Source organism: Barnesiella sp. An22 (assembly GCF_002159975.1).
Lineage (GTDB): Bacteria > Bacteroidota > Bacteroidia > Bacteroidales > Barnesiellaceae > Barnesiella > Barnesiella merdigallinarum.
The window spans coordinates 1-1,079 of sequence record NZ_NFJR01000046.1 but is presented as its reverse complement, the minus strand read 5'-3'; the positions used below and the strand labels follow the sequence as shown (position 1 = coordinate 1,079).

Here is a 1,079-nt window from a genome sequence, read left to right as displayed (position 1 = left end):
GTCGTTTAATTCCGTCATTATGAGTCAATCGGCAGACTGTCCCGGTAATTTTTCCGATCGAACTCATCTTTTTATATTTTCGGCTCCGTTTCGGAGCCCCTTTTTTCATTTTTGGACCCAACTGGAGCCAATACTCCAGTGAAAGGGCCGTTTCTCACTCACCTCGAACATCAGGCAGCCTGAGCAATTTCGTTGACTTCCCGCCGGACGAGCTGTACTGCATTCGCCGTGTGGATGCCAAAGAAGATGTACAGGATTTCGGTCAACTTCGTCCTTGCCTTGATGCGTTTCAGGCCATAGTGTTCCTTCTGCGTTCCGAACGAGCCTTCCATCCTCGTTGCCCTCACCCTCGCCAGCTCGTTGCGGATGATGTCGTTCTCTTTCTTTTCCAAGGACGGACGGCCACGCTTGACGAATGACGTCTGTATTCCTCTATCCTTGCAGTACTCCCTGTTGGCGCTGCCGGCATAGCCTGCATCTCCTCCGACCTTCTTCGCGTCCACACCGAAGAGCTTTCGGTGCATCTTCAGGCAGTGCGTAAGCCTGGTTCCCTCGTTGAAGGCATTGAATGACAGCTTCTCGATGAATGAGAGTCCGTCAACCTGGATGTTGTTGCACTTCGCACCGAACTCTACGCTCTTCACTTCCTTGCCTCTCACGATTGGCCTCACATACGGCTTGCTGATGCTCACTATCCTGTCCTTGACACTCTCGCGAGGATTGTTGTTCTCGAAGTGGGCCTTCTGCTGGCGGTACACTCTTGTGATGATTTCAATATCGCTCTTCTGTCTGGCTGTCAGCAATTTCTCCGCGCCTGCATTCTCCCTCTCCAGTGTGCGGGTCTCCTTCAGTATCTTCCCCAAAAGGTTGAGCAGGCGTCTGGTCAGTTTCCTGGTCTGGACTTTCGTATGCCTGCGCCGCTTCCTGTACGACAGGTTGGCCTTCTCTACGTCTACGTACTTCGTCCTCGGACGGTGCACATTCAGCTTGGCACTCAGAGTGCACATTATCTCATATGACTTCTCTATTCCTTCCCACAGAAGCTTCGCATCCGTAGGATAGCGCATCTCGCTCTCGTA

1 protein-coding gene is annotated in these 1,079 nt (G+C 52.3%); it reads right to left on the bottom strand.

Features of this window, described 5'->3' with window-relative positions:
• Positions 1-170 precede the first annotated feature (170 nt).
• Positions 171-1,079 (bottom strand): transposase (locus B5F38_RS14125; protein ID WP_087409751.1); only part of this gene is annotated, 909 nt, incomplete at its 5' end.